24 protein-coding genes are annotated in these 25,362 nt (G+C 71.1%); 9 read left to right on the top strand and 15 right to left on the bottom strand.

Features of this window, described 5'->3' with window-relative positions; translation table 11 throughout:
• Positions 1 to 137: 137 nt before the first annotated feature.
• Positions 138 to 1,628: an amino acid permease gene (locus tag ACXKZF_RS10830; RefSeq protein ID WP_488984198.1), complete on the bottom strand. Its 1,491-nt coding sequence runs from the start codon at positions 1,626 to 1,628 to the stop codon at positions 138 to 140.
• 167 nt (positions 1,629 to 1,795) lie between these two features.
• Here ACXKZF_RS10830 and ACXKZF_RS10825 point away from each other — a divergent pair, with 167 nt between their 5' ends.
• The 3 genes from ACXKZF_RS10825 (at position 1,796) to ACXKZF_RS10815 (ending at position 3,346) form a co-directional block, all read left to right on the top strand.
• Positions 1,796 to 2,143: a histone-like nucleoid-structuring protein Lsr2 gene (locus tag ACXKZF_RS10825; RefSeq protein WP_055956868.1), complete on the top strand. Its 348-nt coding sequence runs from the start codon at positions 1,796 to 1,798 to the stop codon at positions 2,141 to 2,143.
• A gap of 28 nt (positions 2,144 to 2,171) precedes the next feature.
• On the top strand, positions 2,172 to 2,912 hold the full coding sequence (locus ACXKZF_RS10820) for an acetolactate decarboxylase (protein WP_055956873.1): 741 nt from the start codon (positions 2,172 to 2,174) through the stop codon (positions 2,910 to 2,912).
• A gap of 95 nt (positions 2,913 to 3,007) precedes the next feature.
• Entirely contained in the window at positions 3,008 to 3,346 is a 339-nt protein-coding gene (locus tag ACXKZF_RS10815) for a histone-like nucleoid-structuring protein Lsr2 (RefSeq protein WP_055956878.1), read from the top strand.
• Between the two features lie 112 nt (positions 3,347 to 3,458).
• Here the strand turns inward: ACXKZF_RS10815 and ACXKZF_RS10810 are convergent, their stop codons facing one another.
• Positions 3,459 to 4,532: a Glu/Leu/Phe/Val dehydrogenase family protein gene (locus ACXKZF_RS10810; RefSeq protein WP_488984197.1), complete on the bottom strand. Its 1,074-nt coding sequence runs from the start codon at positions 4,530 to 4,532 to the stop codon at positions 3,459 to 3,461.
• A 302-nt stretch (positions 4,533 to 4,834) separates the two neighbouring features.
• Between ACXKZF_RS10810 and ACXKZF_RS10805 the strand changes: the two genes are divergently transcribed.
• Entirely contained in the window at positions 4,835 to 5,311 is a 477-nt protein-coding gene (locus tag ACXKZF_RS10805) for a YbaK/EbsC family protein (RefSeq protein ID WP_488984196.1), read from the top strand.
• Positions 5,312 to 5,653: 342 nt separating this feature from the next.
• Here the strand turns inward: ACXKZF_RS10805 and ACXKZF_RS10800 are convergent, their stop codons facing one another.
• Genes ACXKZF_RS10800 through ACXKZF_RS10785 form a run of 4 tightly spaced genes read right to left on the bottom strand, consistent with a single transcriptional unit; the run spans position 5,654 to position 10,930 of the window.
• Positions 5,654 to 7,609, bottom strand: coding sequence for a glycogen debranching N-terminal domain-containing protein (locus ACXKZF_RS10800; RefSeq protein WP_488984195.1), 1,956 nt, complete (start codon positions 7,607 to 7,609; stop codon positions 5,654 to 5,656).
• Positions 7,606 to 8,523: a carbohydrate ABC transporter permease gene (locus tag ACXKZF_RS10795; RefSeq protein WP_488984194.1), complete on the bottom strand. Its 918-nt coding sequence runs from the start codon at positions 8,521 to 8,523 to the stop codon at positions 7,606 to 7,608. Before ACXKZF_RS10795 ends, ACXKZF_RS10800 begins: the two co-directional genes overlap by 4 nt.
• The gene (locus ACXKZF_RS10790; RefSeq protein ID WP_488984193.1) at positions 8,520 to 9,677 is read right to left on the bottom strand and encodes a carbohydrate ABC transporter permease; all 1,158 of its coding nucleotides are present in this window, start codon (positions 9,675 to 9,677) and stop codon (positions 8,520 to 8,522) included. The genes ACXKZF_RS10795 and ACXKZF_RS10790 overlap by 4 nt, the downstream gene beginning before the upstream one ends.
• A gap of 2 nt (positions 9,678 to 9,679) precedes the next feature.
• A complete protein-coding gene (locus ACXKZF_RS10785; RefSeq protein ID WP_055956895.1) occupies positions 9,680 to 10,930 on the bottom strand; it encodes a sugar ABC transporter substrate-binding protein in 1,251 nt (416 codons plus the stop codon).
• 233 nt (positions 10,931 to 11,163) lie between these two features.
• Here ACXKZF_RS10785 and ACXKZF_RS10780 point away from each other — a divergent pair, with 233 nt between their 5' ends.
• Positions 11,164 to 12,159 carry a LacI family DNA-binding transcriptional regulator gene (locus ACXKZF_RS10780; protein WP_243222433.1) on the top strand — a complete coding sequence of 332 codons (996 nt, stop codon included), beginning with the start codon at positions 11,164 to 11,166 and terminating at the stop codon, positions 12,157 to 12,159.
• 128 nt (positions 12,160 to 12,287) lie between these two features.
• On the opposite strand, the gene ACXKZF_RS10775 is transcribed toward ACXKZF_RS10780, so the two are convergent.
• The gene (locus tag ACXKZF_RS10775; RefSeq protein WP_488984192.1) at positions 12,288 to 13,061 is read right to left on the bottom strand and encodes an IclR family transcriptional regulator; all 774 of its coding nucleotides are present in this window, start codon (positions 13,059 to 13,061) and stop codon (positions 12,288 to 12,290) included.
• Between the two features lie 61 nt (positions 13,062 to 13,122).
• On the opposite strand from ACXKZF_RS10775, the gene hutH reads away from it, so the two are divergent.
• The 3 genes from hutH to hutI all read left to right on the top strand — a co-directional run bounded on the left by hutH (position 13,123) and on the right by hutI (position 17,744).
• Positions 13,123 to 14,694: a histidine ammonia-lyase gene (gene hutH, locus ACXKZF_RS10770; RefSeq protein WP_488984191.1), complete on the top strand. Its 1,572-nt coding sequence runs from the start codon at positions 13,123 to 13,125 to the stop codon at positions 14,692 to 14,694.
• A gap of 84 nt (positions 14,695 to 14,778) precedes the next feature.
• The gene (gene hutU / locus ACXKZF_RS10765) at positions 14,779 to 16,476 is read left to right on the top strand and encodes a urocanate hydratase (protein WP_488985995.1); all 1,698 of its coding nucleotides are present in this window, start codon (positions 14,779 to 14,781) and stop codon (positions 16,474 to 16,476) included.
• Positions 16,477 to 16,550: 74 nt separating this feature from the next.
• Positions 16,551 to 17,744 carry an imidazolonepropionase gene (gene hutI / locus ACXKZF_RS10760; protein WP_488985994.1) on the top strand — a complete coding sequence of 398 codons (1,194 nt, stop codon included), beginning with the start codon at positions 16,551 to 16,553 and terminating at the stop codon, positions 17,742 to 17,744.
• On the opposite strand, the gene ACXKZF_RS10755 is transcribed toward hutI, so the two are convergent.
• From ACXKZF_RS10755 to ACXKZF_RS10720, 8 genes are all read right to left on the bottom strand, one after another.
• Positions 17,741 to 18,307 carry a DEAD/DEAH box helicase family protein gene (locus tag ACXKZF_RS10755; RefSeq protein WP_055956905.1) on the bottom strand — a complete coding sequence of 189 codons (567 nt, stop codon included), beginning with the start codon at positions 18,305 to 18,307 and terminating at the stop codon, positions 17,741 to 17,743. The two genes, hutI and ACXKZF_RS10755, sit on opposite strands and share 4 nt — an antisense overlap.
• Positions 18,297 to 19,349 carry an acyltransferase family protein gene (locus tag ACXKZF_RS10750; protein WP_488984190.1) on the bottom strand — a complete coding sequence of 351 codons (1,053 nt, stop codon included), beginning with the start codon at positions 19,347 to 19,349 and terminating at the stop codon, positions 18,297 to 18,299. Before ACXKZF_RS10750 ends, ACXKZF_RS10755 begins: the two co-directional genes overlap by 11 nt.
• 247 nt (positions 19,350 to 19,596) lie before the next feature.
• Positions 19,597 to 20,061 carry a SixA phosphatase family protein gene (locus ACXKZF_RS10745; protein ID WP_488984189.1) on the bottom strand — a complete coding sequence of 155 codons (465 nt, stop codon included), beginning with the start codon at positions 20,059 to 20,061 and terminating at the stop codon, positions 19,597 to 19,599.
• Positions 20,058 to 21,002 carry an agmatinase family protein gene (locus ACXKZF_RS10740; protein WP_488984188.1) on the bottom strand — a complete coding sequence of 315 codons (945 nt, stop codon included), beginning with the start codon at positions 21,000 to 21,002 and terminating at the stop codon, positions 20,058 to 20,060. The genes ACXKZF_RS10745 and ACXKZF_RS10740 overlap by 4 nt, the downstream gene beginning before the upstream one ends.
• Positions 20,999 to 21,352 (bottom strand): gamma-glutamylcyclotransferase, encoded by a 354-nt coding sequence (locus ACXKZF_RS10735; RefSeq protein WP_488984187.1) that lies wholly within the window; start codon positions 21,350 to 21,352, stop codon positions 20,999 to 21,001. Before ACXKZF_RS10735 ends, ACXKZF_RS10740 begins: the two co-directional genes overlap by 4 nt.
• A 77-nt stretch (positions 21,353 to 21,429) precedes the next feature.
• Complete coding sequence (locus ACXKZF_RS10730) at positions 21,430 to 22,704, bottom strand: DUF445 domain-containing protein (protein WP_488984186.1); 1,275 nt, start codon at positions 22,702 to 22,704, stop codon at positions 21,430 to 21,432.
• Positions 22,704 to 23,864: an acyl-CoA dehydrogenase family protein gene (locus tag ACXKZF_RS10725; protein ID WP_488984185.1), complete on the bottom strand. Its 1,161-nt coding sequence runs from the start codon at positions 23,862 to 23,864 to the stop codon at positions 22,704 to 22,706. Before ACXKZF_RS10725 ends, ACXKZF_RS10730 begins: the two co-directional genes overlap by 1 nt.
• Positions 23,865 to 24,065: 201 nt before the next feature.
• On the bottom strand, positions 24,066 to 24,818 hold the full coding sequence (locus ACXKZF_RS10720; RefSeq protein WP_488984184.1) for an alpha/beta fold hydrolase: 753 nt from the start codon (positions 24,816 to 24,818) through the stop codon (positions 24,066 to 24,068).
• 72 nt (positions 24,819 to 24,890) lie between these two features.
• Here ACXKZF_RS10720 and ACXKZF_RS10715 point away from each other — a divergent pair, with 72 nt between their 5' ends.
• Entirely contained in the window at positions 24,891 to 25,295 is a 405-nt protein-coding gene (locus ACXKZF_RS10715; protein WP_055956919.1) for a hypothetical protein, read from the top strand.
• Positions 25,296 to 25,362: the final 67 nt, after the last annotated feature.

The raw sequence follows: 25,362 nt of genomic DNA, 5'->3' as shown, positions 1-25,362 counted from the left end.
CCGCGGGGACGGGGGTATGTCATCCGTTCCGGCGACCGGCGCGCCGCGGCGGGGAGGAGCCGGTGATGGTGCGGAACGACGGATGCCACGGCCCCGGCCGGAAGAGGCGGTGGGGTCGTGGCATCCGGTGTCCGTCGCTACTGCTTCGGGGGACCGACCACGCGCGGGGCGATGAATTCGCCCGTACCGACACGTGAGTGGCGGCGCGAGTACGCGAAGTAGATGGCGAAGCCGATGGCCAGCCAGATGAGGAAGCGCAGCCACGTCTCGACCGAGAGGTTGAGCATGAGGTAGGTGCAGATGAGGGCGGAGAGGATCGGCAGCGCCGGGCTCCACGGCACGCGGAAGCCGCGCTTGAGGTCGGGGCGCTTGCGCCGCAGCACGAGCACGCCCACCGAGACCAGCACGAATGCCGAGAGGGTACCGATGTTGACCATCTCCTCGAGCACGCCGATGGGGGTGAAACCGGCCACGACCGCGACGATCGCGGTGACGAGGATCGAGATGACCCACGGGGTGCGAAGCCGCGGGTGCACCTTGGCGAGCGCCCCGGGCAGCAGCCGGTCGCGCGACATCGCGAAGATGATGCGGGTCGCGCCGATCATGAGGGTCAGAACCACCGTCGTCAGACCGGCGACGGCGCCGGCGGCGATGACCGTGGCCATCCAGGTCTGGCCGTGGAAGGCGAAGGCGTTCGCCAGAGCCGCCGAGGGGTTCAGCTCGCCGTACGGCACCATGCCGGTGACGACGATCGCGACGGCGCAGTAGAGGATCGTGCAGATGACGAGCGAGGCGATGATGCCGATCGGCAGGTCGCGCTGGGGGTTCTTGGTCTCTTCCGCAGTGGTCGCGACGACGTCGAAGCCGATGTAGGCGAAGAACACCAGCGCCGCGCCCGCGAGGATGCCGCCCACGCCGAACGTGGCGGGTTCGAGGCCCGACAGGAACTGCAGCAGCGGCTGGGTGAGACCGGATGCCGACTCGGTGGGGACCGATTCGGGCACGAACGGGGAGTAATTGGCCGGGTTGATGAACAGGATGCCGGCGATGATGACGAACAGGACGATGAACAGCTTCACGGCCACGAGCACGAGGTTGACGCGCAACGATTCCTTGATGCCGAGGGTCATCAGACCGCCGAGCACGAGCACGAGCAGGATCGCGGGGAGGTCGACCACGCCGCCGTACGAGATCGCCTCCGGCAGCACGATGCCGATCTGCTGCAGGAAGGTACCCAGGTAGGCGCTCCACCCCTGTGCGACGACGCTGGCGCCCAGGAACATCTCGAGGATGAGGTCCCATCCGATGATCCACGCGAACAGCTCGCCGAGCGAGGCGTACGAGAACGTGTACGCCGAGCCGGAAACGGGCACGGTCGAGGCGAATTCGGCGTAGCACATGGCGGCGAGACCGCACGCGATGGCCGCGATGATGAAGCTGATGACGACGGCGGGTCCGGCGACGTCGTGGGCGGCGCGGCCGGTCAACGTGAAGATCCCGGCGCCGATGACGACGCCGACGCCGAAGACGGTCAGGTCGATCGCGGTCAGGGACTTCTTGAGTCGGAACTCCGGTTCGTCGGTGTCTGCGATGGACTGCTCCACCGACTTGGTGCGGAAAAGGCTCACGCTGTGCTTCCTCTGTCTCAGGCGATGTCCAGGGAGCGGACACCACCCACGGAGGATAGTCCCATCCGTGCCCGCTGACTATCCGTGCGCGGACGGGCGACGTGCATGATGACACGGAATTGCGATGTGAGGTAAATCAATTCTCGCGGGTGTAATCTTTACGCATTATGGCTATGAAGCACATCACGCACCTCGTCGATGACCTCGACGGTACCGTCCTCGAAGACGGACAGGGAAAGCAGCTCACTTTTTCGGTTGAGGGTCGAGCGTATGAGATCGACCTTTCCGACCGCAATGCCGACAAATTCTATTCGGCGATCGCCCCCTTCGTGGATGCCGCACGCTCGGTCTCGCGTGGCAACACCGCGGCGCGTCGCGGGCGTCCGGCCCGCCGGTCGAACGACGTGGACCTCGGCGCCGTGCGCGAGTGGGCGCGCGCCAACGGGCACACCGTGAGCGACCGCGGCCGCGTGCCCGCGACGATCCTCGACGCCTACACCGAAGCGACGTCCTGATCGTTCGTCGAGGCGGCGGAGCGCAGGCATGACTGCGCAGTTGGCACCTGGTGCGGTGACGCAATTCGCCGTCCTCGACGCACTCCTCGCCGGCGTGTACTCGCAGGGCGCGTCGGTCGATGTCGTGCGAGCGGCGGGCGATACCGGAGTGGGGTGCTGCGAGGGGCTGGGTGGCGAGGTCGTCATCCTCGACGGCGAGCTCTACGAGTGCACCTCCGACGCGCCCCCGCGGGTGATGACGGACGACGAATTCCTGCCGTTCGTCGACGTCTGCTCCCTGGGTGAGTCCACCGGGTCCGCCTTCGTCGACCTCGATCTCACGGGCCTGGAGTCGGCGGTGGCGGATCGGCTGCTGAGCAGGAACCTCTTCCATGCGGTGCGGGTCGACGGTGTCTTCGCGCACGTCCTCACCCGCGTCACGCGCCGACAGGAGCCGCCGTTCCGCCCCCTCGCCGAGGTCGCGGCGGAACAGATCGAGACCACCACGCGTGAATGCACGGGCACTCTCGTGGGTTTCTGGATGCCGCGTATCTATCAGGGCATCACGGTGGCGGGCCTGCACCTGCATTTCCTCAGCGAGGATCGGTCGGTCGGGGGGCATGTGCTGGACGCGCGCGTGCGTGAGGGGCGACTGCGTATGTCGGCGTACGCCGACTTCAGCCTGCGGCTTCCCCGCGACGGACAATTCCTCTCGACCGAGCTCACCCATGACGACGATCATCGAATCGTCGCCGTCGAGAGTCGCGGGGTCTCGTCTTCCACTTCGTGAAAGACGCGACCATTGGTCGCAATTGGGGCGAACATGCGGGTGAATTCGCATTGCATTCGCCGAAACGGCGCAGCTCGGCGGTTTAGGGTCGGCGCATGGCGAAAAAGCACATCACCCAGGTGATCGATGATCTCGACGGCTCCGTGATCGACGACGGTACGACCGTGCAGTTCTCTTTCGAGGGACGCGCATACGAGATCGATCTGTCGGTACACAATGCCGAGAAGATGCGCGATGCGCTACGGCCCTACATTTCCGCGGGTCGCGCGGCGAATTCCCTCCACTCCGCGCCGCGACGAACTCCCCGCGGTCGGGCCATCCCCACGAGAGACCTCGCCGACGTGCGCTCCTGGGCCGCGAAGAACGGCCACCCGGTCAACACGCGTGGACGCATCTCCTCATCGGTCCTCGACGCGTACGACGCCGCTCACTGACACCTGCCGACAGAACCGGATGCCACGAACTCGTGGCATCCGGTTCTTGTTGCGCCGCGCGGCGGGTGCGACCCGTCGACTCAGGGTCGTCCGGCGTTCGCGATCGAACGGGTCAGACGAGGGCGGTACTGCGCGCGCCGACCGCCAGACGCTCGGCGGCCAAGCCCTCGGCCGCGGCGAGAGGGGTGACCCCCCGCGCGGCCGCTTCGTCGAAGACGCGCCGGATCGTGTCGCCGATCCCGGCGACACGGCCCATGATCTGGTCCATCGTCCCGCGCTGCTTGGCGACCAGGTCGAGGTAGATCACGCCGCCGGCGTTGACGACGAAGTCGGGGGCGTACAGGATGCCGCGCTGCGCCAGCCGTTCAGCGCCGCTCCGCTCGGCGAGCGGATTGTTGGCAGGCCCGCACACCGCGCGCGCGTCGAGGGCGTCGATGACCTCGTCGGTGAGGACACCGCCGATGCCGGCGGGAACGAACACGTCGGCGGGAATCAGGTGCGCTTCGCTCGGCTCGACCCAGGCGGCGCCGAGGTCTTCGGCCAGCGCCCGCTTCGCCGGGTTGACGTCGGTGACGGTGAGGACGGCGTGCTCGGATGCCAGACGCTCGGCGAGACGACCGCCGACCTGGCCCAGACCCGCGACGGTGATGCGGCGACCGGCGACATCGCCGGTCCCGACGGCGCGCTCGAGGGTCGCGACGAGCGAGGCGTACACGCCGAGGCTCGTGGGGCCCGCGGGTTCGCCGGAGCCGCCGACGGAATCGGGGAGTCCGACCACGTGCGCGGTACGTTCGCTCACGACCAGCATGTCGTCGGTCGTCGAGCCCACGTCTTCCGCGGTGCGGTACAGCCCGCCGAGGCTCTCGACGGCGTCGCCGAGGTCAAGGAAAGCCGCGCGGCGACGGTCGGCGTCGAGGACCGTCCCCTCGGGCAGGCCGATCACGCTCTTGCCACCGCCCGCGTCGAGTCCGGCTGCGGCGTTCTTCAGCGTCATCGCCGCGGACAGGCGCAGGGCGTCGCCGAGGGCCTCGGTCCACGACGGGTAGGTCCACAGGCGGGCGCCGCCGAGGGCGGAGCCGAGCACCGAGGAGTGAAGCGCCACGGCGACGAGCAGACCGCTGCGCCGCCCCGTGATCACCTCCACGCGTTCGTGCGTGAAATCGGGCAGGGGCAGGGCGTTGGTCATCGCGTTCCTTGTCGTCGGCCGCCTTGTGGGCGGCTCTTCTCGGATGCCGCAGCGTCGCGGCATCCGTCTCCATTGTGGCGCGCGTCGTCGACGGACGCGAGGGGCGCGCGGCAGGGTCTCGGCGAGCCGTGCGGGGTGGCCGGTCGGGCCGGTGTCGCTCGGGTCGCGGAGCCGATGGCGGCGCCCGGGGCAGGGTCGCGTCACCCCGGCGACGCGCGCGGGGTCGGTCGCGGTGGCGCGTTTCGCTGAGGCTGCGCGCACGGCTGGTCGGCGTGGCACGGCGTCGTTCTAGGCTGGCGGTCATGACCGACGCCCTGCCCGCCCGTAGTCGTCTCGTCGCCGCAGCCCTCCGAGAGGCCGGTGTCGAGGGCGAGATCGTGATGCTTCCGGATGCCGCGTCGACGGCCGCGCTCGCGGCGGCGGCCCTCGGTGTCGAGGTCGGGGCCATCGCGAACAGCCTCGTCTTCTGGAGCGACGACGAGCCGCTGCTGGTGATGACCAGCGGCGCGCACCGCGTGGACACGGCGGCTCTGGCGGAGCGGCTCGGGCGCAGCGGCATCCGTCGGGCGACATCGGATCAGGTGCTGGCGGCGACAGGACAGCCCATCGGGGGAGTGGCGCCGACCGGGCACCCGGCGCCGTTGACCACGGTCGTGGATGAGGATCTCGCGGCATTCGACGAGATCTGGGCCGCGGGTGGTACGCCGCACACGGTTTTTCCGCTGACGTTCGAGGAGCTGGTGCGCCTGACCGGCGGTGCGGTCGTGCGCGTGGCGTGAATCGCGCGCGGTCGCGAAGCCGCGCGCCGGGTCACGGGATGTTCAGCGGGGCCGGGCGCGGGGTTGCGGGGCGGGAAATGTGCACCGGGGCGGTCGATGTACGCCCCGGTGCACATTCGGCGCCCCGCACGGTGGTCCGAGGCGACGGGTACCGCGCTTCAGCGAGCGCGGCCGCGCCGGTACAGGGGTGCGGGGCGGGAAATGTGCACGGGGGCGATCGGTGCGCGCCCCGGTGCACATTCGGCGCCCCGCACCCGGTGCGGATGTGTCCGTGACGAGCCCGCTACGCGGCGCGGGCAGGGACAGCGCGGTGACGCGCGGGTGCCGCCACCGTCCTGTCGCTCAGGCCCCGGGGTCGGGTGCGAGTGCGGTCAGGCAGACCACCGCGGCGGCGGCCGACCAGGCCTGGGGCCGGCAGGCGGCGGGGTAGGGCGTCGGCACCGACGAGTGGGTGCGCGGATCGCCGGCGTGCAGCTCCGGCACGCGATAGGCGAAGCCCTCGGCGGCATCCAGGAGTCCGGCGACGACAGCGCGCGCCTTCTCGTCCAGGCCCGCGCGCAGCATGCCGTGCACCGCGATCGCGGTGTCGTGCACCCAGACGCTTCCGCCGTGGTACGACAGCGGCCAGTACCCCGCGGCCCCGGTCGACATCGTGCGGATGCCGTATCCGCTCGACATGCTCTCGCCGAGCAGCAGCGACGCGACGTGCGCCTCCTCGTCGCCGGTCAGCAGGCCGGTACCGAGCAGGTGCCCGATGTTGCTCGTCAGAGAGTCGACCGGACGCTTGGCGTTGTCGAGGGCGACCGCGGGGTAGCGGCCCTCCGGCGTCTCGACCCAGTACGTCTCGGCGAAGCGCCTCTTCAGATCGGCCGCCCAGCTGCGCCAGAACGTGGCGTCGTCGGCATCCGTCCCCTCCCCGAAAGCGTCGAGCAGATCGGCGCCGGCGAGGGCGGCCTCGTAGGCGTAGGCCTGCACTTCGCACAGCGCGATGGGGCCCTCGGCGAGCCGGCCGTCGCGCCACTGGATCGAGTCGCCGGAATCCTTCCAGCCCTGGTTCGACAGCCCCGTGCCGAGGCGGTCGATGTAGTCGAGGAAGCCGTCGCCGTCGCTGTCGCCGCTGTCGCGGATCCAGCCGAGGGCGCCGCGGAGCGTCGGGAGGAGCTCCCGCACCTCGGCCTCGGGCATGCCGGCGCGCCAGGCGTCGGCGAGCAGGCAGATCCACAGCGGGGTCGAGTCGACGCTGCCGTAGTACTTCGGCGGCAGCACGATGCCCTCGCCCGGCATCTCGAGGGCCGAGGCCCGCAGCTCGTGCAGGATCTTGCCCGGCTCCTGCGCCGTCTGCGCGTCGTCGTCGGCACCCTGCAGCCGCGCGAGCACGCGGAGGGTGGATGCCGCGATCTCGCGGTCCAGCGGAAGGGCGAGACGTGCGGCCCAGATCGAGTCGCGCCCGAACAGCGTGAAGAACCAGGGCGCGCCGGCGGCGAAGAACTCGTCGTCGGGGTGCTCGGGCAGCACGAGGCGGAGGGCGGCGAGATCGTCGAGGGCGGTACGCAACCAGCGCGCGAGGCGGGGGTCGGGCGCCTCGGCGGCGACGGCCGCGGCATCCCACCGCGGTGCCGCTGAGGCCGACCCGACGACGAGGGTGTCGTCGCGCAGCGTCAGCGTCCACGCCACTTCGACGCTCCCGAAGGCGGGGACCTCGACGCCCCAGCTCGCCTCGAGCCCGTCGGCTCCGGATGCCACGCGGGCGCCGGGTGCGACGAGTTCGAGACCCTGCGCCCCGGCATCCACGATCGCGCGGTCACCGTCGAGGTCGGTCGTCATCTCGCGGGGGTGCGCGTGGCCGGATTTCACCTCGTGCAGCTGCGCGAACTCGGGCGACAACGCCAGCCGCAGGGTCGTCGAGATGGGCCGGTCGATGCGCGAGTGCAGCGTCCAGGTCTCGCTGACCACCCCATCGGCGACGCGCCGGTCGCGGAGCACACGCACCTTCGGGTCGGGCGTGGTGTCGTCGAGTCCACGCAGCAGACCCCCGAGCACGAGACGCGAGGCCCCGTCGGGTGCACTCGAGACCCACTCGACGGGCGAGCCGTCGCAGACGAGCGCGAGGGAGCGCACGTGTCGGACGTCGCCGTGGTACACACCGTGGACGGCTGCCGCGCCCATGTCGCCCGTGGCGTCGGACCACACCTGCGTGGGGGCGCGCAGCACGATGACCGCGTCGTTCAACAGGGGCTGGAGCGGGGCTGTCACGGCATCCGTCACGGCCGCCGGGGAGGCGGTGGGGGCGGTGGTCATTCTTTGACGGCTCCTTCACTGGCGTTCATGATGCGGCGCTGGAAGACGAAGAACACCACGGCGACCGGAATCGTCATGATGGCCGCGGCCGCGAGTTTGAGGGGGAATTGGCTGCCCTGGCTGAGCTGTCCGCTCGCGAGGGCTGCGACGCCCTTGGTCAGGGTGGTGAGTTCGGGGGACTGGGTCGAGATGACGAAGTGGCTCAGCTCGTTCCACGATCCCTGGAACGACAGGATGACGATCGTGATGAGAGCCGGTCGCGCCATCGGCAGCACGACCGACCAGAAGATGCGGAAGGTGCCGGCGCCGTCGATGCGCGCCTGCTCCTCGACCGACGGCGGGATGGACTCGAAGAAGTTCTTCATGATGAACACGCCCGCGGCATCCACGAGGAGCGGCAGGATCATGCCCGCGTAGGAGTCGTAGATGCCGAGCTGGTTGATCACGAGGAACTTGGGGATCAGCAGCACCACGGTCGGTACGGCCATCACCGCGATGAGCCCCGCGAAGACGAGACCGCGTCCGCGGAACTGCAGGCGGGCGAGGGCGTAGCCGGCGAGAGAGTTGAAGAACACCCGGCCCGCCGTCACGAACACCGTCACCACCGCGGAGTTGGCGAACCACACCGGGAAATCGGAGTTCAGGAAGAGCCGCTCGTACGCCGCCCACGTGAAGGTCTGCGGCAGGAGCGAGATGGGATCGGCCGCCGCCGCGGCATCCGTTTTGAACGATGTCGCCACCTGCACGAGGAACGGATAGATGTAGATGAGCGCGAGCACGATCAGCAGGGTGTAGAGGCCGATCTGCCATCCGAGCGCCTTGCGCGACAGGCGATGCTTCGCGGGGCGGCGGGACGGTCCGTCCAGACGCTGCTCAGCGAGGACGGTGGTCTGCGGGGAGGCCGTGGCGGTCATCGTGTGCCTCCTCTCGAGCCCGCTCCGGGGCCCTTGTCGTCGGCGGGAACGGGGCTCGTGCCCGTTCCGCGCACTTCGTACTGGCGGATGCGCCGACGAGAGACCGGGCGGTCGCGCAGCACGAAGCGCTGCAGGATCGTCAGTGCGACGATGATGAGGAAGAGCACGAAGGCGATGGCGGCGCCCTGACCCCACTGCTGCGACAGGAACGCCGAGGAGTAGCTGAGGTACGCGGGGGTGAGGGTGGTCTTGCCGGGGCCGCCCTGTGTGCCCGTGTAGATCTGGTCGAACACTTGCCAGGTGCCGATCAGGCCGAGGGTCAGCACGGTGAACAGCACGGGCTTGAGCTGCGGCAGGGTGACCCGCCAGAAGCGTTGCCAGCCGGTGGCGCCGTCCATCATGGCGGCCTCCTGCACGTCGCCGCCGATGTTCTGCAGGCCCGCGATGAAGAGCAGCATGAACGTCCCCGAGGTGGTGAACACGGCCATCAGGATGAACGCCGACATGGCGACCGAGGGGCCCGCCAGCCAGTCCCACCACGAGACGCCGAGCAGGGTGTTGCCGGTGAGGAAAGCGGGGCCACTGGTCACGCCGACGGTGGCGAGCAGATTGTGCACGACGCCGGAGGGGTCGCTGAACCAGTTCGGCCCGTTGATGCCCAGCCACGACAGCGCCTCGTTGACGGCACCGGATGCCGAGAAGAGGAACAACCACAGCACGGTGATCGCGACGGAGCTGGTGACCGACGGGAAATAGAAGGCGGTGCGGAAGAACCCGCGACCGCGGAGGACCGCCCGGTTGACGAGTACCGCGAGGAAGAGCGAGAGCGCCGTCTGCAGCGGCACCACCAGCAGCACGTACCACCCGTTGTTGCGGAGGGCCGTTCCGAAGTCGCGTTCGGCGAGTCCGCCGCCGGTCGTGACAGCGGCGTAGTTGTCGACGCCGACGAAGTTCACGTTCGACGAGAAGGGGCTGCCGCGACCGGTCCAGTCAGAGAAGCTCACCCACAGCGCCATGAGCACGGGGACGAGCAGGAACACACCCAGGATGACGAGCACGGGCGCGGTGAAGAGCCAGCCGGCGGCGGCCTCGCCGCGCCGGATCCCCGAGGACGGGGACCCGGCGCGACGCGACGCGGTGGTGAGGGCGCTCACGATTACTCGACGATCGCCTCGAGGTTGGACTGTGCCGTCTGCAGCAGCGCCTGCGGGTCGCCGGTCTTCAGCGACTCGAGCTGCGCGTTGAAGTCGGTGATGACGTCGGCGGCGCCGGCCATGTTCGGCGGGAACTGTGCGTATTCGGCTCCGGCGAGGAAGGCGCCCAGATCGGGGTTGGCGCTGGTCCATGCGTCGGCCGCGGACTGGATCGACGGCATCGGGCCGAAGGCCTCCGAGAACGCCAGCTGCTGGTCGGTGCCGGTGAGGTACTCCACGAGCGAGCGTGCCTGCTCCTGGTTGCCGCTGTCGGCGGCGAGGCCCCAGCAGTTGGTGAACTGCAGCGTGCCCTTGCCGCCGGGGCCGGCGGGGAGCTCGGCGACTGTGTAGTTCACGTCGGGGTAGTCGGCCGACATCGCTCCGGTGATCCAGTTGCCCTCGATGACCATCGCGGCCTTCTGCGTGCCGAGCGCTTCTCCGCCCCAGCCCGCGCCGACGTCGGACGCGAAGGCGAACGAGCCGTCGTTCAGGTGCGTCTTGACATAGGTCAACGCCTCGACGTTCTCGGGGCTGTCGGCCGTGGCCTGCCCGTCGGTGACGAGGCCGCCGCCCGCTTGCGCCATGAAAGCACCGACACGCTGGTACTCGGCGCCGAACGCGAGTCCGACGCGCCCGTCGGCGGTCAGGCGCTGGGCGACGGATGCCAACTGGTCCCACGTCGTGGGGATGTCGGCATCCGTGAGTCCGGCGGCCGTCCACAGGTCGGCGTTGATGATCAGCGCCAGGGTGGAGAAGTCCTTAGGGGCGCAGTAGAAGGACCCGTCGACGGTGAAATTGTCGACGAGGGAGGGGTAGAAGTCGTCCTTGTTGGCGAGGTCGTCGCCGTAGGCTGCGATCGAGCCGTTCGCCGCGTAGCCCGCGAGGGCCTCGGGGGCGAGGTAGAACAGGTCGGGCGGGGAGCCGGCGGCGAAGCCCTGCGAGAGCTGCTGGGGCAGGTCGTTGGCGGTCTGCACCTCGGCCGCGACGCCCGACTGCTCGCTCCATGCGGCGACGGCGTCGGTGACGGCCTTCGTCTCGGCGTCACCCGAGGAGCCGATGAGGATGCTGAGGCTGCCGGTGCCGGAAGCCTGGCCCTCGCCGGGGGTGTCATTGAAGCCCGAGCCGCAGGCGGTGAGCGTCAGGGCTCCGGTGGCCAGCAGGGCGCCGGCGGCGAGCACCGTGCGTGTGCGGGGTGCGGGCGTGTGCCGTGTCATGTGTCTCTCTCCTTCGATGAGGCATGCGACCCCTCCGCATGTGGTCGGAGGGCCGTCAGTTTGAACGTTCAAATAACGGTCTCACCAAGGTACGAACACGTCGCGGCAGATGTCAAGAGGTTGCCGCCCGCCTAGGCTGACGGTCTGGACGCGCGTGCCGGACCCCCGCCGGGCCGGCCCGTGGAACCGCTGCTCGACATCGGCTCGTGCTCATCGATACGGGAGGGGACGACATGGCGAAGGCGCCCACCGTCGACGACGTCGCCCGCGTCGCCGGCGTCTCGCGGCAGACCGTGTCGAACGTGGTGAACACCCCCGACATCGTGCGCGAGACCACACGGCACCGGGTGGAGGCCGCGATCGCCGAGCTCGGGTACCGCCCCCATGCCGCCGCGCGTCGGCTCCGGATGCGCCGCAGCTCCACCATCGGCATCCACCTCGATCCGTACGCCGGCGGCATCTCGGGCGTCGTGCTCGACCGGTTCGTGCACGCCCTCACCGAACGCGCCGGAGAGCGCGACATGCGCGTGCTGCTGTACGCCGCCCGCACGCCGGAGGAGGAGATCGCCCGACTCGGCGACCTGCTGGAAGGGGGAGAAGTGGATGCCGTCGTCGTCACCGGAACCTTCCACGGTGATCCCCGCACCGGGTGGCTGACGGCGCGGAACCTCCCGTTCGTGTCTTTCGGCCGACCGTGGGGCGAAGACGACGTCGAAGCGCCGGCACACCTGTGGGTCGACGTCGACGGTGCGGCGGGGACGCGGGCCGCGACCGCGCACGCGCTCGTGCACGGCAGCGGCCACGTGGCCTTCCTCGGCTGGCCCGCGGGGTCGGGCACGGGGGACGAGCGCGAGCGCGGCTGGCGTGAGACCGCGAGCACGGGTCCGCGTTGGGTCGTCGAAGAGAACGTGTCGGCTGCGCGCGACGTCGTGGCGGCCGGTCTCGCCGCCGACCCGGGGGTCACCGGCATCGTCTGCGCGAGCGACTCCCTCGCCATCGGCGCGCACCTCGCGACGTCGCTCGCCGGGCGCGCCGACATCACCGTCGTCGGCTTCGACAACACCCCCGCCGCCGAGGCCCTCGGACTGTCGAGCGTCGAGCAGTTGCCCGAGCGGGTGGCATCCGGAGCTCTCGACCTGCTGATGGGCGACGGCACGGTCGTCGCGCCCCGGGCCGCGACGGCGGGTACGGCCCACGTGCTGGTGGAGCCGCGACTCGTCGTGCGGTGAGGGGCGGCTCCGCCGGGCGTGGTCGGGGTCTGGGGTTCGGGGCGGGTTTTGTGCACCGGGGCGGTCGGCGTCCGCCCCGGTGCACATTCCGTGCCCCGAACCGGGCGGGGCGGAGCGGGAAGAGCGCGTCAGGCGTGGCGGCCGATGCGGCGCGCGAGCTCGGCGGCGGTGGTGGTCGCTGCGGCCGCGAGGGAGGCGGCATCCCGCTCCGGGCCGTCCGAGGGCCACGTGATCGCCACCGCGGCCGCCGGCCAGCCGGCGTGGTCGAGCACGGCGGCAGCGACGGATCGGAAACCGGGCGTGACCTCGCCGTCTTCCCGGGCGAAGCCCGCCGCGCGCACCTCGCGCAGCACCTCCCGCAGTGCGCGCGGGGTGGCGGGGCCCGAGCCGTGCCGCTGGGTCAGGGCCGTGGCATCCGGGAACGACGCCCGCACCTGCTCGCGGGGGAGGGCGGCCAGCATCGCCCGACCCGTCGCGGTGAGGTGCGCGGGAAGGCGCACACCGACGTCGGTGACGAGTGCGGGGCGCCGGGGGGCGCGTTCCTCGACGATGTACAGCACGTCGCGTCCCGCCAGCACGGCGAGGTGGGCCGACTCGCCGACCCGGTCGGACAACGCCGCCAGCAGCGGTCGTCCGAGACGCGCGAGCGGCTGCTGCCGCGCGTATCCGCCGCCCAGTTCGAACGCGGCCGTGCCCAGGCCCCAGCGTCGGTCGCCGGGCAGGTGCACGACGTATCCGTGCTCCTCCAGCGTGGCGAGCAGGTGGTAGGTGCTCGACCGCGGAATGCCGAGGCTCGACGCGATCGACTGCGCCGCCATCGGCCCGGGCTGGCGCGCGAGCAGCGAGAGGATCCGCAGCGTCTGATCGGCGGCGGGAACCTGCGGGCGCGGATTGTCTGACATGACAGACACAGGATGCCAGAACCCTCTCGTCTCGGACCATCCCTCGCGATGGAATCGGCGTATGGACGTCAGCATCACCGTCGGAGCAGCCCCCCTCACCCCCCGCGAGGTGGTCGACGTCGCGCGCCACGGCGCGCGGGTCGTCGTCGACGGTGACGCGCTCGGCCGGGTGGCGGACACCCGCACCCTCATCGAGGGCCTCGCCGACGACCCGCAGCCGCACTACGGCATCTCGACCGGCTTCGGAGCTCTCGCCACGACCTTCATCGCCGAGGACCGCCGCGCGCAGCTGCAGGCGAGCCTGATCCGCTCCCACGCCGCCGGTACGGGCGGCGAGGTCGAGCGCGAGGTGGTGCGCGCGCTCATGCTGCTGCGCCTGCAGACGCTCGCCACCGGTCGCACGGGCGTGCGCCCCGTCGTGGTCGAGACATACGCGGCGCTGCTGAACGCCGCGATCACCCCGGTCGTCCACGAGTACGGCTCGCTGGGCTGTTCGGGCGATCTCGCGCCGCTGTCGCACGTGGCCCTCGCCGTCATGGGCGAAGGGGATGTACGCGACGCCGAGGGACGATCGGTCCCGGCGGCCGACGCCCTCGCCGCCGCGGGCATCACCCCCGTCGCCCTGCGCGAGAAGGAGGGGCTCGCCCTCATCAACGGCACCGACGGCATGCTCGGCATGCTGCTGCTCGCCCTGCACGACCTCGAGACGTTGCTGGTCACCGCCGACGTCTCGGCGGCCCTGTCGATCGAGTCGCAGCTCGGGACGGATGCCGTGTTCGCCGCCGATCTCATGGCGCTCCGCCCGCAGCTCGGTCAGGCCGAATCCGCCGCGAACCTGCGCGCGTTCCTCGCCGGGTCGCCCATCGTGGCCAGCCACCGCGGACCCGAGTGCACGCGCGTGCAGGACGCGTACTCGCTGCGCTGCGCCCCGCAGGTGCACGGCGCGGCGCGCGACACGCTGGAGTACGCGACCGTCGTCGCCGAGCGCGAGCTGGCATCCGCCGTCGACAACCCCGTCGTCACCGTCGACGGCCGCGTCGAATCGAACGGGAACTTCCATGGCGCACCGGTGGCGTACGTGCTCGACTTCCTCGCGATCGCGGTGGCCGACGTGGCATCCATGTCGGAGCGCCGCACCGACCGTGCGCTGGATGCGGCGCGCAGTAACGGTCTACCGCCGTTCCTCGCGCACGAGGTGGGCGTCGACTCGGGCCTGATGATCGCCCAGTACGCCGCGGCGGGGATCGTGTCGGAGCTCAAGCGTCTGGCCGTGCCCGCGTCGGTCGACTCCGTCCCCTCGAGCGCCATGCAGGAGGACCACGTGTCGATGGGGTGGGCGGGTGCGCGCAAGCTCCGCCGCGCGATCGACGGGCTGGGGCGCGTCCTCGCGATCGAAGTCATGACCGGATGCCGCGCCCTCGACCTGCGTGCCCCGCTCGTGCCGGCGGCGGCCACCCGCGCCGTGCGCGCCCTCGTCCGCACGCGTGTCGCCGGCCCCGGCCCCGATCGCTTCGTCTCGCCCGAGATCGAGGCCGTCACCGACCTCGTCTTCTCGGGAGCCGTCGCACGGGCCGCCGTCGCCCAGACGCCCCTCGCTCAGACCGCGCTCGCCGAGACCGCACTCACCACCTAGACCGCCTCGCCGAGACCGCCCGCCGAGACCGCCCGCCCAGACCGCCCCTGACCGGATCGAAGGAGATCACGCATGACCGACACGATGAACCCCTCGCACATCGCCGCCGCCGACGGCGCAGGGGCCGAGGTCCCGGCATCCCGTGGGCCCGTCCGCGCCGCGCGCGGCAACGTCCGAACCGCGAAGAGCTGGGGCGCCGAGGCGGCCAAGCGCATGTTGATGAACAATCTCGACCCCGACGTCGCCGAGCGTCCCGCCGACCTCGTGGTGTACGGCGGCACGGGTAAGGCCGCCCGCTCGTGGGCCGCGTACGACGCCATCGTTCGCACCCTCGACGAACTGGCGCCCGACGAGACGCTGCTCGTGCAGTCGGGCAAGCCCGTGGGCGTGTTCCGCACGCACGAGTGGGCACCGCGCGTGCTCATCGCCAACTCGAACCTCGTGGGCGATTGGGCGACGTGGCCCGAGTTCCGCCGTCTCGAGGAGCTCGGCCTGACGATGTACGGCCAGATGACCGCGGGATCGTGGATCTACATCGGCACGCAGGGCATTCTGCAGGGGACGTACGAAACGTTCGCCGCGGTCGCGGCGTCGCTCGGTCGCGAGTCGCTCGTCGGCACTCTGACCCTCACCGCCGGCTGCGGCGGGATGGGCGGGGCGCAACCGCTCGCGGTAACCATGAACGGTGGTGCCGTGCTGATCGTCGACGTCGACCGCACCCGCCTGGACCGACGCGTCGCCCACGGCTATCTCGACGAGGTGGCCGACGACCTCGGTGCGGCGATCGAGCGGGTGAGCACCGCGCGCGACGCGGGCGAGGCGCTGTCGGTGGGCGTCGAGGGCAACGCGGCCGAGGTGTTCCCGGAACTGCTCGCGCGCGGCATCCGGATCGACATCGTCACCGACCAGACGAGCGCCCACGACCCCCTGTCGTACCTGCCCGTGGGGACGTCGGTGGACGACTGGCGTGCCGAAGCCGCGCGCGACCCCGAGGATTTCACCCGGCGTTCGCGAGAGAGCATGGCCGCGCACGTGAGGGCGATGGTCGAGTTCCAGGATGCCGGGGCCTTGGTGTTCGACTACGGCAACTCGATCCGCCGTGAGGCCGAGCTCGGCGGGTACGACCGCGCCTTCGCCTTTCCGGGGTTCGTGCCGGCGTACATCCGTCCGCTCTTCGCCGAGGGCAAGGGTCCGTTCCGCTGGGTGGCGTTGTCGGGCGACGCGGAGGACATCGCCAAGACCGACCGCGCTGTCGCAGAGCTGTTCCCGGGCGACGCGGCGCTCCACCGCTGGCTCGAGAAGGCCGGGTCGACGGTGCAGTTCGAGGGGCTGCCCGCGCGCATCTGCTGGCTCGGCTACAAAGAACGCCACCTGGCGGGCCTGAAGTTCAACGAGATGGTCGCCTCCGGCGAGCTGGCGGGCCCGATCGTCATCGGTCGCGACCATCTTGACGCAGGTTCCGTCGCCTCGCCCTACCGTGAGACCGAGGCGATGGCCGACGGATCGGATGCCATCGCCGACTGGCCGCTGCTGAACGCCCTGCTCAACACCGCCAGCGGAGCGTCGTGGGTGTCGATCCATCACGGTGGGGGCGTCGGCATCGGCCGCAGCATCCACGCCGGTCAGGTCTGCGTCGCCGACGGCACGGAGCTCGCCGCCGAGAAGCTCGCGCGCGTGCTCGTCAACGACCCCGGCACCGGGGTGATGCGGCACGTGGATGCCGGCTACGAACGCGCCCGGGAGGTCGCCGCCGAACGGGGCCTCACGGTGCCGATGTGGTGAGCATCCCCGTGCCGACCGGTGCCGAGGTGGTGGGCCCCTCCGAGGCGACGGATGCCGACGCCGCGAACACGTTCCTGCTGACCGGCATCGGCGAGTTGACGACCAACGTCGTCGTCGACCGTGACCCGTGCGGCACGATCCACGACGCCGCGGTGCTCGTACGCAATGGCCGCATCGCGTGGGCGGGCCGGGCGACGGATGCCCGGGATGCCGTGGCATCCGGTTCCGATTCCCGTGTCCGTGTCGTGGATGCCGGCGGCCGCGCCGTGATCCCCGGTTTCGTCGACAGCCACACCCACCTCGTCTTCGCCGGTGATCGCGCGGAGGAGTTCGCCGCGCGGATGGCGGGGGAGCGGTACGCGGCGGGAGGGATCCGTACGACGGTCGCGGCGACGCGGGCGGCGACCGACGACGACCTGCGGACTCGCCTGGCCGCGCTCGTCGCGGAAGGCCGGGCGCAGGGCACCACGACGGTGGAGGTCAAGACCGGCTACGGTCTCGACGTCGAGACAGAAGCGCGTCTGGCGCGACTCGCCGCGGAGGTGACCGACGAGGTGACCTTCCTCGGGGCGCACGTGGTCGCCCCCGACCACACCGGCAGCGCGGAGGAGTACGTCGACCTCGTGGTCGGCGACATGCTCCGCGCGGTCGCGTCGCACGTGCGGTGGATCGACGCGTTCTGCGAAGAGGGCGCCTTCACCGCCGATCAGTGCCGGAGGGTCCTCGAGGCGGGCCGCGCGGCGGGTCTCGGCATCCGGGTGCACGGCAACCAGCTCGGCTACGGCGAGGGGGTGCGGCTCGCGGTCGACCTCGGAGCCGCCGCGGTCGATCACTGCACTTTCCTCTCCGACGACGACGTGGCCGCGCTCGCCGGATCGGACACGGTGGCCACTCTGCTCCCGGGCGTGGAGTTCTCGACTCGCCAGCCCTACCCCGACGCGCGCCGGTTGCTGGACGCCGGCGTCACCGTCGCGCTCGCCAGCGACTGCAATCCGGGCTCGAGCTTCACCAGCTCCCTGCCGTTGATGATCGCGCTCGCCGTGCGCGAGATGGGGATGACCCCGGCCGAGGCGGTCTGGGCGGCGACGGCGGGCGGCGCGCGGGCGCTGCGCCGCACGGACGTCGGACTGATCGCACCTGGGATGCGGGCCGATCTCGTGCTGCTCGACGCCCCGTCGCGCGTGCATCTCGCCTACCGACCCGGTGTGCCACTCGTCCGTCGGGTGTGGAAGGACGGCGAAGAGATGCGCGCCGCGGGGGCGCCCTAGGAGCAGGGGGCGGCGACCGCCTTGGCGAACCCGCCCGTCTGGTAGGCGAACTGGTACATCCACTCTCCGAGGTCGAGAGAAGTCGGCACGTCGATCACGGTCACCTTCGCGTCGGCGCACTGCGCCGCGATGAAGCGCGTCCGGCTCACGTGGGGGGTGAAGGTGATGACGACGGCGCTCGCCTCGGGGCCGTACCGCGCGTTCAGGAGCGCCATCTCTCCCGCGGTCGTGAACGGGTCGGGGTGCTCGCAGGTCACGTTCTGCTCCTGGCAGACGCTCAGCTTCGCCGCCGACTGCTCGCCCTCCAAGGGGACCGAGATGAGGATGTCGTCGGCCACCCCATCGCTGCGAAGTCGCTCGGCGAGGGCGGTCCTCCCCTCGGTAGGAGGACCGATCACATAGATGACGTCGGCGCGCGCGGGCGGTGCGGCGACGGCGGGGAAGACGTACGCCTGAACCATGATCGCCACTCCGGCGACGGCCATCGCCGCGAGGAGGGCGAGGGCGATCACCCAGCCGCGACGGCGGCGGGTGCGGGGCAGGGTCAGCGAATCAGTGGCCACGCCCGGCTCCGAGGCGGTCGACCTGCAGGCGCCGTTTCGCGAAGCGGTCGATCGGGGTCGGGAGGGTGAAGATCCCCGAGAACGAGCCGACCGCGCGGCGGATGATCAGGGCCGTCGTGATGACGAGGGCCGTGAGCAGGACGGCGGCGAGAGACCCCGGCACCAGCTCGACGGGCAGGATCGCGACCGCGAGCGCGAGCAGCAGCGAGTTGAGCACGTAGATCGGCAGGGTGCGCGACCCGAGCGCACCGACAGCCCTCCGAGCGATCGGCGAACGCGCCAGCATCACCGCGATCGAGACGCCGAACGCCGCGCCGACGACGCACAGTGCCACGCGGAACACACCCTGCAGCGGCAGGAAGGGCAACACGGCGGTCCCCGCAGCGAGGGCCGCACCCGTTCCCAACAGCCACCACACGTTGACGCGTCGAGCGAACGCCTCGACGATCTGCCGGCAGACCACCCCTGTCATGAACAGCGCGAAGTACGTGCCGACCGACCGCCAGGTGTACGAAGAACTGACGGTGACGATGCCGGTGGCGAAGAGGCAGGCGACGCCGAAAGCGATGCCGAGCTGGACGACCCGCGGGAGGCGGCGGAGCACCCAGGCGGCGACCGTGTAGAGGATGAGCGCGTAGAGGAACCACAGGCCCGACCACGGGAGGTACAGCGCCGTCGCCAGATCTCCCACGGGGGAGGTCAGCGGGTCGAAGGGGCGGGGGACGAAGAGGAACCAGGCCCACCAGATGATGCACCACAGCGCATAGAGGTAGACGAGGAGCGCCAGGCGCTTCCAGAAGAGCGAGGCGAAGCTCAGACGCGCGATCGCGGAGGAAGCGAGAAGCCCCGACACGAGGAAGAACAGCGGCATCCGGAACGTGGACAGCGCGGCGGTCACCTGCACGAGCGCGTCCACCTGCCACCCGGTGGCGTCCAGGAACTGGATGGAGTGGTGGAAGACGACGAGGGTGATGGCGATGCCGCGTGCGACGTCGATCCACGCGATCCTCTGCGCGGGCGCGAGAGTGCTGTCGGGAGTCATGACCGTTCCTCAGGTTCCGCCGTCTGCGCCCGCCGGGTCCCCGCGCGACACAGACGGCCGCGTCGGTTGTCAACAGTTCTATCAGACGGATGTTCGCTGCAAGAGCGAGTCACATGTCGGCCGGATGACGAAACGCTGATTCGCGAAGCATGTCCATCGCCGCGATCGGGGACCGGGGAGCGTTGTCGCGCTTTGCCGACGGTGCGCGACAAAGGGCTCCGACCGGGTGCGGGCCGTTGCGGCGGGCCTACGGCGTATACAGGTCGAACTCATCGGGCGGCATCGCGTCGACGTCGTCCCACGTGCCCTCATGCCAGGTGAAGACGGCGACCGCGCACGTCACCATCCGTTCGTTGCGGTCGGCCAGGCGAGACACCAGCGAGCTCATGCCGGGATCGTGTGCGACGACCATCACCTCGTCGACACCGCTGGCGCGGGCGGCGTCGAGCAGACCATCGGGTGCGGCGAGGTAGAGCTCGGGCCGCTCGACGACCTCGACCTCGAAGGCCTTCCCGAACGCCTCGGCCGTCTGCCGCGCTCGGAGAGCTGTGCTCGTCAGGATCACGGCGGGTCGCACCCCCGCGCGCTGGACGGTGCGGGCGACCGCGGGCGCGTCGCGCCGCCCACGGTCGTTGAGGGGGCGGTCGTGATCGTCGAGGCCTTCGTCGGCCCAGTCGGATTTCGCGTGCCGCGCGAGGATGAGTTGGATCATGGTCTTTCCGCCAATCCAGCGAGGAGTTCGAGAACGCAGAGCGCGGCGAGTCGTACGGTGCGGGCGTCGGTGGTGTCGGCCGTGGCATCCACCTCGACGATGTCGGCGCTCGTGACGCTGGGGTCGCGGGCGATCCCACGCACCAGTGCCCGCAGCTCCCACGCGGCGAGCCCGCCCGGAACGCTGGCCGGGCAGCCGGGCGCGACGGACCGATCGCACACGTCGACATCGATGTCGAGGTGGATGTCGCCGGGCTCGGCCGGAGGTCCCGGCGCGGGCGCGCGAGCTTCGGCGGCGGCGACGACACCGCCGCTTCCCGCGATGCGCAGGGCGTCGGCGACGACCTCGCCGATGCCGCGGCGGCGGACCTCGTCGAGCGTGATGACCGTCACACCCGCGTCGAGGGCGCGTCGGGCGTACGCCGCGGAATTGGCGAAGTCGGCGATGCCGATCTGCACCACCCGTCCGGGATCGAGTCCTTCGGCGAGCAGCCGACGCACGGGCGAGCCGTTGGATTCTCCGTCGCGCAGGTCGAAGTGCGCGTCGAGCGTGATCAGCCCGCGCGCCCGTCGACCCTGCGCGACGGCGTAGGTCGCGGAGTTGTCGCCGCCGAGGGCGATCAGCAGTCGTGCCGAGGCGAGCTCGGCCACAGCGGCCCGCACGCGCGCTTCGCCCTCCCGCCCGTCGGGCTCGTCGACGTCGCCGGCGTCGGCGATGCGCAGCACGGCGTCCAGGTCGACGGGCGGTGGGCCCATGAGCGTGGGGGAGTAGCGGCGCAGGGCCTCCCGCACGGCGGCGGGCGTCTCGCCCGCGCCCGTCGGCGAGAGTGACGTGCGCCACGCGGGTACGCCGAGCAGCACGGCGTCGGGTGTCTCTTCGCGTGTCGGCGCGGGCCAGTCCCCGGCGCGCGGCCAGAGCGGGTCGATGGACAGCGCCGTCATGCGCCCACGTAGACCCAGGCACTCAGCCCGCTCGCCAACACGACCGAGATACGGCGCGACCCCGTCATCAGGTACTCGTCGGCCGCGTCGAGCTCGTCGGGGCTCAGACGCACGACCGTCCCGAAGATACGATCGCGCGGATCACCGCTGTGCCGCAGCACCCGGCGGCGGTGGCTGTTCGCGGCGGGGGCGCCCCGCTCATCACCGCTCTCGCCGTCGTCGAGGCGGAACGCGGGCAGGGTGTCGTGATCGCCGTGGAGGAGGCGACCGAAGGTGTCGAGTTGCACGTCGGGCGTCTGAAGCACGCCGTAGGTGAAGAGGGGCTCTACGGTCCCCGAACCGTCGCTCACGAGGCTCACGTTACTCACCTGCCTGCGGCGTACGCTGCTTCGACGCGAGGCCGTTCGTTTACCGGCCACGGGAGCGGTCAAGAGCCCCAGACGAGGTGGGCGACGGTGAAGATCACCAGGCCGGCGAGGGCGCCGACGATCGTGCCGTTCAGGCGGATGTACTGCAGGTCGCGGCCGACCATGAGCTCGATCTTCTCGGTCGTCTCTTCGGCATCCCACCGCTCGACCGTGTCGGTGATGATCGACGCGATGTCGTGGCGATAGCGCCCCACCACGAAGACGGCCGCATCGGTCACCCACCCGTCGACGCGTTTCTGCAGCGTCTCGTCGCGCTGCAGGCGCGCACCGACCTCGGCGAGGGCGGCCGAGGCGCGTCGCCGCAGCCCGCTCTCGGGGTCGGCGAGCGAGCGCAGCAGGCCCGTCTTCGCCGTGTTCCAGGCGTCGGCGGCGAGCTGACGAACACGCGGGCTGTCGAAGACCGCCGCCTTCGCCTCTTCGAGGCGCACCATGGTGGCCGGGTCGTTCTGGAGGTTGTCGGCGAGCCGCGTGAGGTAGCCGTCGATCGCGCCGCGCGCCTGGTGCCGCGGATCGGCGCGCACGGCGTCGACGAACTGCACGGCCTCGCGGTACACGGTGTCGTCGACGAGGCGGGTGGCGACTCCCGGCACCCACGCCGGCAGGCGCCGTGACACCAGGCCCTGGAACGTGTCGCGATTGTTGCCGAGCCACACCGCGATGTTGTCGAGGGCGAGATCGACAGCACCGTGGTGCGCGCCGGAGGCCACGACCCGCTGGAGCCATCCGCCGATCGACGGGCCCCAGTCAGGCGACAGCAGGTGCTCCCGCGCGAGGTCTTCGATGAGGCCCTGCACGTCGTCGTCGTCGAGCGCGGTGAGGATGCTCGAGGCCAGCGTGGCCGCCTCGGCGGCGACACGGTCTGCGTGGGCGGGCTCGGCCAGCCAGGCGCCCGCGCGCGCCGAGAGGGGCGTCGACTCGAGCTTCGCCCGCACCACGTCGCCCTCGAGGAAGTTCGTCTCGACGAACTCGCCCAGCTGGCGGCCGATCTCGTCTTTTCGCCGCGGGATGATCGCCGTGTGCGGGATCGGCAATCCGAGAGGATGCCGGAACAGCGCCGTCACCGCGAACCAGTCGGCGAGGGCGCCGACCATGCCTCCCTCGGCTGCCGCGCGAACGTACTGCAGCCACTCGACCTCACGCTGCAGCGAGAACGAGATCGCGAAGACGATCGCCATGCCGAGGAGGGCGCCCAGCGCGACGCCCTTCATCACACGCAGGGCGCGGCGGCGCTCCTGGTCGGCGGGGCTCAGCGCCGCCGTCGAGGTGCGGGCCATCAGGCCGTCACCGGTCCGAGCCACGCGGATGCGGCGGTCGAGTGGGCGGACTCGGGGTCGGACGGGTGGAACATGCCCGCCAGGACGTCGCGGTAGAGACGGCTGAGCTCGTTGCGTGTGAAGTACGCGGCCCCGCCCCCGACGAGGATCGCGTCATCGACGACGTCTTTCGCCGTGGTGACGGCTCGGTGCTTCACACCCGAGAGCAGCGAGAACCACCGCGGGCCGTGGTCGGCGAGGTCGTCGACGTCTCGCGCGAGCGAGGCGAGTTGCGGCGGGAGGGCCTCGTAGGCAAGGGCCATGTCGGCCACCCTCCAGCGGATGTCGGGATCGTTCGCGTACGTCGTGCCCGTCTTCTTCGACCGCCGCGAGGTCGCCGCCTCGACGGCGAGGTCGAGCGCGCGCCGCGCGACACCGGTGTAGACCGAGGCCAGCAGGATCTCGAAGACGGAGAAGATGCCGAACACCAGAGGATCGGGCTGCGGGCCCGGATCGATCCGCCTCACGACGCGCTCGGCCGGGGCGTGCGCGCCACGGAGCTCGGTCGTGCGGCTCTGCGTGCCCCGCATGCCGAGGGTGTCCCAGTCGTCGCGTGTGACGACCGCGTCGCTGCGGTCGAGGAAGGCGAAGACCATCTTCGGACCGTCGGACGAGGTGGAGTCGAGCCCGTGCACGCCCAGGTGCTGCCACACGGGAGACAGCGAGGTGAAGATCTTGGTGCCCGTGAAGGCATAACCGCCCTCTCCGTCGGGCTCGGCGACGGTGTCGCTGCCGAACAGCACGAGGTCGTTGCCCGCCTCGCTGATACCGAAGGCGAACACCTCGCCGGCCGCCGCTGCGTCCTCGACGAAGGCGAGGTCGTCGATACCGCGGTCGCGCAGCACCTTGGCGACGCCCGTCCACACGAGATGCATGTTGACTGCGAGCGCCGTCGCCGGGGCCGCGCCCGCGAGACGCTGCTGCAGCAACGACACCTCGGCGAGGCTCAGGCCCGCGCCCCCGGCGGCCTCCGGAACGAGGACGCCGAGATACCCCGCCGCGCGCAACTCGTCGAGGTCGTCGTGGGGGAAGGTGTTCTCGCGGTCGTGCACCGCCGCTCGGTCGTGGATGCGCGCGAGGAGATCGTCGGGCAGATAGCGAGCCGGATCGAACGAGGTCATGGCATCCATTCTGCTCGGGACCACCGACATCGCGCCCGGGGGTGACAGCGGCTCCGCAGAGGGTCGTCTCCTTCGCAGGGTCGGGACGTCATCCTGCGAGATCCGGACCCTTCTGCGATATCCGACACACGCGGACCCGCCGCCCGTCCCGCGACGCGGACCCGCCCCGGAGCCGCTCGGGGTGCGGAGCGAGCGTCGCGGTCAGCTCAGCGCGTCGAGCAGCGCGGCGACCGCCGCTTCGGGTCGATCGCGATGCGGGGAGTGCCCGGCACCCGCGATGACACTCATCGTGACGACCGGGTTGCGCCGCACCTGCGCGGCGAGATCGCCCGTGAAGATCGAGTGCACCGCCGGATCCGCTCCGATCACGCGGGTGGGTACCGTGAGCGCGGCCGCCGCGGCCCGCACATCCCACTCGGCGTTCTGCAGACTCGTCTGCTCGACCGCCCAGCGGCTCGCACGTTGCGTGGCCCGGGCCTTCAGCTCCACATCGATCGGATGCCACGCGGGGTGCGCCGCCCGCACCGCCTCGACGCTCGGGTCGGCGAACGCCTGCTCCTGGCTCACCCGCACGATCTCGCGGTCGTCGTCCGACAGGGCGATGGCGGGGTCGATCAGAATGAGCCGCCGCGTCCATCCGGGCTCGCCCGCCGCCGCGACCGTCGCCGCGGCGCCGCCGAGCGAGTGCCCGACCACGGCGTCCCACGGGGCGTCCGCACCCGGTACCGTCGCGGCGAGGTCGGCGGCGTACGCGGCGAGGGAGTAGTCCAGCGCGCGCGGCGCGACGCCGTGCCCCCGCAGGTCGACCGCCACCGCGTGCCATCCCGCATCGGCGAGGGCCGTGCCGTACCGCCACATGAGGGCGCCGTCCGAACCGAGACCGTGAGCGAGCAGGGCGCGAGGGCCGCCGGGCGAGCCCCACGACAGGCGGGGGAGGGTCACGGGTGCGGGCATGGCATCCATTCTCTCTTCGCCGAGAGGGGGCGCGCGGGCCCGTGCCGCCGGATCGCCCCCAGAATGGATGCCATGATCTCGACCGAGATGGCTCAGGCGCTCCGCGCGGCGGGACTCGTGTGGCACCCGCGCTCCGGCGACCGCTTCCAGTTGGACGAGCCGGAGTTCGAGGCCGACGTCTTCACGGTGAGCGACATGACGGTCGAGCCCCGCGACTACCCGACCGGACGCATCCTCGCCTTCAACGGCACGACGGAGTGGGCGCTGGATTCCGTCGCCACCGAAGACGCCCTGTGGTTGCCGTCGGAGTCGCAGCTGCGCGAACTGCTGCGCGCGACGTTCCGGTCGTTGCGCCGACTATCCGACACGTACGAGGTCGAGATCTCGATCGGCGGGGCGACGCTGGTGTTCGACCACCCGGCGCCGGCCGACGCCTACGCGCTCGCCGTCCTCGAGCTGCTGCGTCGCACGCACTGACGCGCGCGCGGGTGTGGGGCGCTGTGGTGTGCCGGGGGCCCGCGGTCTGGGGCGGATCTGTGCGTTC

Source organism: Microbacterium sp. ABR10 (assembly GCF_057812175.1).
The sequence above is the reverse complement of the archived record's forward strand: the minus strand, read 5'-3'. Positions and strand labels throughout refer to the sequence as shown.